Origin of the sequence: Pontibacter sp. H249 (assembly GCF_037892465.1) — a bacterium.
Classification (GTDB): Bacteria; Bacteroidota; Bacteroidia; order Cytophagales; family Hymenobacteraceae; genus Pontibacter.
On record NZ_JBBKTR010000025.1, the window covers coordinates 41,489 to 48,599 of the forward strand.

Below are 7,111 nucleotides of genomic sequence, written 5' to 3' on the forward strand. Positions count from 1 at the left end.
CAAGTATGGTTTTGCTGTTGCAGTTTAGCAAAATTCAAGGAGAAAGTATAGCAGAAAATTAATACTCGTAGGCACAGGTCGCAACCTGTCCGAATCGTGCACGGGTAATTTGCCTTTCCAACTATACTTGGGCCGTGTGTTGAAAAGAGCCAGCGTAGCTGTGAATAATCTGAAACTATACTATATCAGATTTCTCCCGAAGATCCAAACGACAGAACAGGTACCGTAACTCTTTAACCAGCGTCAACTTTTTACCAAATCTCCAGAGCGCCTGTTCAAATAATCTTAGTAGTTCTACTAACCTGGTTCGTTTCGTAAAGTATAAATCCAACCTATAGTAAAGCTATGCGGTACTTGAACTATAAGTTGCTTTACAGCATAATCAGCATCCGTCACTAAGCAGGAGTTGTAATATGCACTTGTAAAACTATACATTCCAGAAAGAATTCAGAATTCTGATTTAGCTTTATACTTTATGAAAATACTGGTAGTAGAAGATGAGCCTGAAATGCTGGACAACATGGTCCGCTCTCTTGAAGAAGAGAAGTATGTAGTAGAAACAGCTACCACCTTTGATGCCGCCTCAGAGAAAATACACTTTTACCAGTACGACTGTATTTTGCTGGATATCAGCCTGCCCGATGGCAGTGGTTTGGTGATACTGGAAGAACTTAAAAAGCTGAATGCCACACAGGGTGTAATTATTGTATCGGCCAAAGATGCTGTGGATGATAAGGTAGCCGGTTTAAACCTGGGTGCCGATGATTACCTGCCGAAGCCTTTCCATATGGCCGAGTTACATGCCCGGGTAAAGTCGGTGTTGCGCCGGCGTAAGTTCAAGGGCAACCTTTTTCTGGAGCTAAACAACCTGAAAGTAGACCCCAACGAACGTACAGTTTACGTAGATGGAGAGCTGCTTACGCTAAACCGCAAAGAGTATGATATACTGCTATACTTTATTTCAAACAAAAACCGCCTGGTCAGCAAAACGGCATTAGGCGAGCATGTGTGGGGCGACCAGATAGACGAAGCCGACAGCTTTGACTTTATTTACTCGCAGATAAAAAACCTTCGCAAAAAACTAAAGGAGTACGGGGCGCAGCTGGAAATTCAGGCTATCTACGGCATAGGGTATAAACTGCTGGTTTCATGAAGCTACTGAACCACACCATTTCGTACCTGGCTGCCATCCTGTTTGTAGTTGTTACCGGGTGGGCTGCCCTACTATACTACAACCTGCTGGATGAGATTTACGACAGCCTGGACGACGGCCTGGAAAACTACAAAATACTCATCATGGAGCGGGTGGAGCAGGACAGCACTGTTCTGCAGCGCCATAGCTTCGGGGAGTTTAACTATGCCATTAAACCAGTTTCAGGTGCCAAGGTTTTCAGCCATACAGATGTTTACACCGACACGCTAATGTTCATGGAAAATGAGCAGGACATGGAGCCGGTCCGAATGCTGAAGACGGTATTTGAGCACAACGGGAGCTACTACGAACTGCGCGTCATAAACACCATGGTCGAAACCGATGACCTGATCGCAGACCTGATGTACTCCATTTTCTGGCTATACCTGGGTTTGCTGGCAGTTATACTTGTGCTCAATAATTTTCTGCTGAAGAAAACCTGGGAACCGTTTTACAAACTGGTGCACCAGCTCAGAAAATTTAAGCTGGAGAAACAGGAGCAGGTAACATTCGAAGAAACCACCGTGGATGAATTTCGTGAGTTAAACCAGGCAGTAGCAAAACTTATCCAAAACAGCACAGATACTTACCTGAGTCAAAAACACTTTATCGAGAATGCCTCTCATGAGTTACAAACTCCGTTGGCCATCAGTTTAAACAAACTAGAGCTGCTCGTAGAAGAAAACAACCTCACAGAAGAACAACTGCGCCTCTTATCCGGAGCCATAAACAACCTGGAGCGCATGGCCAGGCTAAACAAGTCGCTGCTGCTGCTGTCTAAAATCGAGAACCGGCAATTTATAGCAGAGGAAGAAGTAAGTATAAATAAATTAACCAAAACCCTTCTGGATGATTTTGAGGCGCAGGCAGCTTATAAAGAAGTAAGTATAACCTTACACGAAGAAGAGGAGTGCCGCTTACAAATGAACCCCGATCTGGCCACAGTGCTTTTAACCAACCTGATCAAAAATGCCATTGTACACAATCATCATAACGGTGCTGTAACGGTAAGTATAAAAGCGCACCAACTAACCATAGAAAACACAGGCGATAAAAACGCACTGGATGAAAACCGCATGTTTTCCAGGTTTAATAAAAGTATAAAAAACGATGGCTCAACCGGCCTTGGCCTTCCCATTGTAAAAGCCATTGCTGATCTGTACAACTTCCGGGTACAGTATGCTTTTGATGAGGTGCATAAGCTAACAGTGTATTTTCAGGTGCCGGCCCGGTAAGTATAGCTGATTAATTTAACGTATCGTTTCTTATTCCCAATTCTTTCCAGATTCGCCTATTACTTTAGTGATAAATAAATTATTAAACCTAAAGTAGAATAATCATGAAAAGAATAGCCGTATCTGTTTTAACCGCTTCATTCTCTTCATTATTTCTTCTCTCTTGTGTTAGCCAGAGCGTGCCGCAAAATAAGGTGCCTTCTGTTGTTGTTAATGCTTTAAGCAGCAATTACGCAAATGCTGCAAACGTGGAGTGGGAAAAAGTAGAAGATACTTATGAAGCAGAGTTTGAAGTTGATAGTAAAGAATATACTGTGCAGTTAAGCACTGCCGGCAATGTAATGCAAACAAAGTATGATGTTGCTGAAACAGAGCTTCCTGAAGCCATTAAAAACACGATCAGCTCAAAATATCAGAGCTATAAACTAGACGATATTGAGCTGTTGGAGAAAGGCGGCCAGCAGTATTACCAAGTAGAACTGGAGGGCCAGACAGAAGATAAAAATCTGGTATTAGACAACTCGGGAAACGAGCAGACAGCCATTGCATATTGGGACTAAATAATTTAGCCTATCAGGCACCCGCTGGTTTAAAAAGGCAGGTACCTGATAGGCTAAATTATTTGGCTGCTTGCGTTTTATCAAATCAAACTATGAGAATTACTATGAAGAAATACATCGCCATATGCTCTTTTCTGTTGGTAAGTAGTGTAAGCCTGGGAGCCTGCGATTCATATAGCAGCAACCGCTCTACCTTTAACCCTGACAGTGCCAGCACAGATAAACTTACAGGTGCAATAGCCCAGTGGGAGTTACCGGAAGAGCTAAGAGAAGTATCCGGAATTGCCCTGCTGGAGCAAAACCTGATGGCTTGCGTGCAGGACGAGGAAGGCGCTATTTACCTCTATGATTTAGAGCAGAAAAAAGTAACAGAGAAGATTGCCTTTGCCGGACCAGGCGATTATGAGGGGATAGCACTTAACGGCAACACTGCCTACATACTCCGAAGCGACGGAGCCATTTTTGAAGTAGAAAACTTCAGAGATTCAAAGCCTACTGTAAATAAATATACTTCAGGTTTAGCCTCTAGCCAAAACACAGAGGGGCTTGCCTTCGACAGTAAAAACAACCGCCTGCTAATTGCCTGCAAAGGCTATGACCAAAAGCTGGGCGATACCAAAGCCATATTTGCTTTTTCGCTGGGTGATAAAAAAATGCAGGAGTCTCCGGTAATCTCTATTCCGCTGGCACAGGCAAACCTGCAGGCTGGCACAAAGAAGAAAAAAGACAAGTATGCGGTGTTGCAGCCATCGTCGCTGGAAATTCACCCGGTTTCCGGAGACCTGTATATGTTAGATGCTGTTAACGAAAGTATAATGCTGGTAAGTGAGCAGGGTGAGATTAAGCGGGTTGTAGCGCTAGATAAGAAGGTTTTCCGGCAGGCAGAGGGGTTAAGTTTTAGCAGTTCCGGCGAGATGTACATTGCTAGTGAAGGAGGCAAAAAAGGGAGAGGGGTTATTGTAAAGTACGCAAAGGGAATCTAGCAATTTAGTAGCATCTAAAGTGCTGCGTGCATGCAGCAGGCTATCATCTTAACACTATACTTTTTAGGGTTTAGGCTAACCTTTGTACATCCGATAATGACCAACCCGTCTGTTGTAGTTTCGCCGCTTCGTTCTGGTAAGCGTTATGGCAAACGCATACTGGCAGAATACCTGCTGGTGCTCTTTATTCTGGTTGGCATCATCAGAATATTGATTGCACAAAACATGGGGCTGATGCCGCAGGATGCCTACTACTTCTACTACAGCGAGCACCCGGCGCTTTCCTACTACGATCACCCGCCCATGATCGCTTATCTACTTAAGTCGTTTACTTTTTTGTTTGGTAAAAGTGAGCTTGTTATAAAGCTTGCGAACCTTACCCTTACTACCCTCACATTGCTTGTTTTTTACTTGCTCTCGAGGCAGTTTTTAAATAAGCTAAAAGCGAGTAATACCCTTATACTTTTAGGCTCTACCATCATGGTTACAAACCTGTCGGTGGTGTCGTTGCCGGATGTTCCGCTGGTGTTTTTCTGGACGCTCTCGTTGCTGCTTTTATACAAAGCCTTATTTGTAAGCAAGGGATACTTGTATTGGGCAATGGCGGGCTTAACAATGGGCCTGGCCTTTAACAGCAAGTATACCGCTGTCTTTCTTTTGTTTGTCCTGGCTCTGTTTTTACTGGTTTCTAGACAGCACCGCATGCTCCTTGTATCCAGGCGTTTTGTGCTGTTGCTGTTGGTTTTTATACTTACCATAACACCTGTAGTATACTGGAACATGCAGAATGATTGGATATCATTTGCCTTTCAGTCGAAAAGCAGGTTCAGCACTATTTCAGAATTCAACTTTAAGCCAACGTATTTCTTCGCAAACATAGGGCTGCAAATGCTGTTGCTCATGCCTGTGCTATTTGTGGCCATGTTTACTGTTTTAGGGAAGTTAAGTATAAAAGCACTTTACAGTAAAAGTTTGCCAGACAGCAGGAAACTCTTTTTGCTCTCTTTTTCGGTGCCTGTTATCAGCTTCTTTTTTGTGTTATCGTCTGTTTACTGGGTAAAATCAAATTGGTTGTTGCCGGCCTACATTGCAGTTGCCATAGTGGTGGGCATGTACCTGGTAGAGAAACAGCTAAAATGGCACTTGATATTGTCTGTTGTGTTTCATCTTGTTCTTTTGGTTCAGGTGCTTTTCTATCCTGTACCTGTTAAGTCAGATGATACCTGGTGGGGCTGGGATAAACTGGCGGCTTCTGTAAAGTCTTTAAAAAGAGAATACCCGGGCTATTTTGTAGTGTCTGATGATGGATACAAGACCTCTGCTGTGCTGAATTTTTACATGGACGAGCCTATTTATGCAGGCAATGTCATTGGCAAGCATGGATTGCAGTTCTCTTTAACTCATGCAGATTTAAGCCATCTTAACGGGAAAAACGCGATCTTTCTCGATTCTAAATCCAGGTTTACCGACACGCTAAAATCCAATGAGACAGACGATGAACTGAACAGGTTTTTTGAAAAAGTTACAGAGCTGGAGCCAATTATCATAACCGATGAAAACGGAACACCTATACGGAAGTTCCTGGTTTATAAGTGCGAGCACTACAACTACGAAAAGGTCCAAAAAAACAAGAGCTTCTAAGTGTCCTGATTTCGCAGATTATTGTTGGCAATCGGTACAAGGCACTCGTAACTGAATCTATATCCCTGCACTTAGTTGCCTGGCATAATGTAACGTGCTTTCTTGAAGAATAGCTTATAACCTGCCCCAGTTATCTATAAGTATAACGTCAGCCTGACTCTAACAAAACAAATGGTTCTGCAGCTGCTAAATTAATGCCACGCCAAAGCCATTCTGTATCAACTTCTGGTATCGCTTTCCCGTTAAATTTTAATTAGTTTCTGGGTGTGCTTCTTAAATTATAATAGCAGGCACTTGAAACCGTTTATAGTTACCCCTACATAGCGTAGTATGAAGTCGAAGTATATCAGCGAGAGCATTACCTCTAATTTTATAGACCAGGTAAAAGAGTATGCCATTTTTGCCATGGATGCCAATGGCATTATTGAAACCTGGAACGAAGGGGCTCAAAGAATGAAAGGGTATACCGCAGAGGATGTTATAGGGAAGTACTACGGCATGCTGTTTACCGACGAAGACAGGGCGCAGCACAAGCCGGAGCAGGAACTGGAAGAGGCAAAGCACCAGGAGCAGTTTATGGCCGAGGGTTGGCGACAAAAAAAGGATGGCTCTTTGTTCTGGGCAAATATTACACTTACTCCCATCTACAGCGAAGAGAAACAGCTAATAGGTTTAACTAAAGTTACAAAAGACTTAACAGACAAGCGCCTTGCCGAGGAAGAATTAACCCGAAAACACAACGAGCTAACCCTTACAAACCGTGACCTGGATAACTTTATTTATACCGCCTCACATGATCTGAAAGCTCCTATTCTAAACATTGATGGCCTGGTGCAACGCTTAACTTATCTTTTTGAGCAAAAGGGCATACAAGACCAGGAACTGGAAAAACTGGTAGGGTACATACAAAAATCAGTAAACCGTTTTAAGAGCACAATTGAAGACCTTACCACCATCAGTCGCTTAAAAAGAACCCTGGATGAAGAAGGCAAAGAGGAACAGGTAGTAGTACAGACTGTTTTTGATGATATACTGGCCGATGTAATGTTTTTGAGTAAAGAGTTTGAACTACCTTGCCAGATTAAAAGCAATTTTGAAGTAAAGACTTTATACTTTTCACGGAAAAACTTTCGGAGTATCCTGTACAACCTGCTCAGTAACTCAATAAAATATCGCTCCCAAACCAACCCGTGCCAAATAGAAGTAAAAACCTTTCGGGAGGATGACTGGGTTGTGCTGGCAGTTAAAGACAACGGACTTGGTATAAGCCAGAAAGATCAGAAAAACCTCTTTACCATGTTCAAGCGCTTTCATGACCATGTAGATGGTTCGGGGATTGGGCTTTACATTGTTAAACGGATTGTGGATAATGCCGGAGGGCACATCAAGTTAACTTCTAAAGTAGGAGAGGGCACCGAGTTTAAAGTATACTTTCCGGTTAAGGGTGCCTAGCATCAGTAAAAGTAGGGAGTTCCTATAAGCTTAAAACAACAAAGGAGC

The 7,111-nt window shown here is 43.0% G+C and carries 6 protein-coding genes; all 6 read left to right on the forward strand.

Annotated features, from left to right (window positions below; genetic code table 11):
* Positions 1 to 475: 475 nt before the first annotated feature.
* The 6 genes from WG943_RS20720 (at position 476) to WG943_RS20745 (ending at position 7,063) form a co-directional block, all read left to right on the forward strand.
* Positions 476 to 1,153 carry a response regulator transcription factor gene (locus WG943_RS20720; RefSeq protein WP_340411907.1) on the forward strand — a complete coding sequence of 226 codons (678 nt, stop codon included), beginning with the start codon at positions 476 to 478 and terminating at the stop codon, positions 1,151 to 1,153.
* Positions 1,150 to 2,427 carry a sensor histidine kinase gene (locus WG943_RS20725; RefSeq protein WP_340411908.1) on the forward strand — a complete coding sequence of 426 codons (1,278 nt, stop codon included), beginning with the start codon at positions 1,150 to 1,152 and terminating at the stop codon, positions 2,425 to 2,427. Before WG943_RS20720 ends, WG943_RS20725 begins: the two co-directional genes overlap by 4 nt.
* Positions 2,428 to 2,531: 104 nt before the next feature.
* Entirely contained in the window at positions 2,532 to 2,987 is a 456-nt protein-coding gene (locus WG943_RS20730; RefSeq protein WP_340411909.1) for a PepSY-like domain-containing protein, read from the forward strand.
* A gap of 104 nt (positions 2,988 to 3,091) precedes the next feature.
* Positions 3,092 to 3,970 carry an SdiA-regulated domain-containing protein gene (locus WG943_RS20735; RefSeq protein ID WP_340411911.1) on the forward strand — a complete coding sequence of 293 codons (879 nt, stop codon included), beginning with the start codon at positions 3,092 to 3,094 and terminating at the stop codon, positions 3,968 to 3,970.
* A 30-nt stretch (positions 3,971 to 4,000) separates the two neighbouring features.
* Entirely contained in the window at positions 4,001 to 5,611 is a 1,611-nt protein-coding gene (locus tag WG943_RS20740; RefSeq protein ID WP_340411912.1) for an ArnT family glycosyltransferase, read from the forward strand.
* Between the two features lie 330 nt (positions 5,612 to 5,941).
* Positions 5,942 to 7,063, forward strand: a complete 1,122-nt coding sequence (locus WG943_RS20745; protein ID WP_340411913.1) for a PAS domain-containing sensor histidine kinase — start codon at positions 5,942 to 5,944, stop codon at positions 7,061 to 7,063.
* The last annotated feature ends 48 nt before the right edge of the window (positions 7,064 to 7,111 follow it).

Excerpts from the sequence above, each read along its gene's own strand:
- WG943_RS20720 (WP_340411907.1), top strand. The coding sequence starts at position 476 with ATGAAAATACTGGTAGTAGAAGATGAGCCTGAAATGCTGGACAACATG.
- WG943_RS20725 (WP_340411908.1), top strand. The coding sequence starts at position 1,150 with ATGAAGCTACTGAACCACACCATTTCGTACCTGGCTGCCATCCTGTTT.
- WG943_RS20730 (WP_340411909.1), top strand. The coding sequence starts at position 2,532 with ATGAAAAGAATAGCCGTATCTGTTTTAACCGCTTCATTCTCTTCATTA.
- WG943_RS20735 (WP_340411911.1), top strand. The coding sequence starts at position 3,092 with ATGAAGAAATACATCGCCATATGCTCTTTTCTGTTGGTAAGTAGTGTA.
- WG943_RS20740 (WP_340411912.1), top strand. The coding sequence starts at position 4,001 with ATGCAGCAGGCTATCATCTTAACACTATACTTTTTAGGGTTTAGGCTA.
- WG943_RS20745 (WP_340411913.1), top strand. The coding sequence starts at position 5,942 with ATGAAGTCGAAGTATATCAGCGAGAGCATTACCTCTAATTTTATAGAC.